The organism is Curtobacterium sp. MCBA15_016 (genome assembly GCF_001865105.1).
Taxonomy (GTDB): domain Bacteria; phylum Actinomycetota; class Actinomycetes; order Actinomycetales; family Microbacteriaceae; genus Curtobacterium.
The window spans coordinates 58,401-59,144 of sequence record NZ_MJGR01000013.1 but is presented as its reverse complement, the minus strand read 5'-3'; the positions used below and the strand labels follow the sequence as shown (position 1 = coordinate 59,144).

At 74.9% G+C, this 744-nt stretch carries 2 protein-coding genes; both read left to right on the top strand.

The window, feature by feature from the left end; genetic code table 11:
* Positions 1-222: hypothetical protein (locus tag BIV03_RS19480; RefSeq protein ID WP_217637345.1), on the top strand; the 222-nt coding region annotated here is incomplete at its 5' end.
* The gene (locus BIV03_RS05685) at positions 219-728 is read left to right on the top strand and encodes a metallophosphoesterase (RefSeq protein ID WP_071294965.1); all 510 of its coding nucleotides are present in this window, start codon (positions 219-221) and stop codon (positions 726-728) included. The genes BIV03_RS19480 and BIV03_RS05685, both read left to right, overlap by 4 nt.
* Positions 729-744: the final 16 nt, after the last annotated feature.

Sequence of the window (744 nt, the reverse complement as noted above, 5' to 3'; positions counted from 1 at the left end):
ATCCGGACGGTCGACGGCGGGACCGGCAACGCCAAGCCCCTCGTGGCCACCGATGCCGGCCGTGCCGCACTCGAACGCTCCGTGCAGCTGCACCGCGACGCGCTCGACGAACGGCTCGCGAGCTGGTCGGACGACGACATCGCGCTCCTCGCTGGGCTCCTCGAACGGCTCGGCGCCGCGGACGAGGCGGGGCTGCCGATGCCCGGACGCACCACGCCGTGACGACCTCGTTCGTCCTGCTCTCGGACACCCACCTGCCGAAGCGGGCGAAGGACCTGCCCGCCGGGCTCTGGGCGGACATCGACGCCGCGGACCTCGTGGTGCACGCCGGCGACTGGGTGGACCTCGCGACGCTCGACGCCGTCCAGGCCCGGTCGGCGCGGTTCGAGGGCGTCCGTGGCAACAACGACGGCCCCGAGTTCGACGACCGCCTGCCGCTCGAGGCCCGCTTCGCCGTCGAGGACCTGCGCGTCGCCCTGGTGCACGAGACGGGTGCCGCGGCGGGCCGTGAGCGTCGCATGACGGCCGCGTACCCGGACGTCGACGTGCTCGTCTTCGGCCACTCGCACATCCCGTGGGACACGGTCGCGCCGTCGGGGCTGCGGCTGCTCAACCCGGGTTCGCCGACGGACCGGCGCCGCCAGCCGGACCACACGTGGATGCGCGGTGCGGTCGACGGCCGCGACCTGTCGGTCGAGCTGGTGCGGCTGCCTCCCGCGACCCGCTGACGGCCAGGAGGCGCGG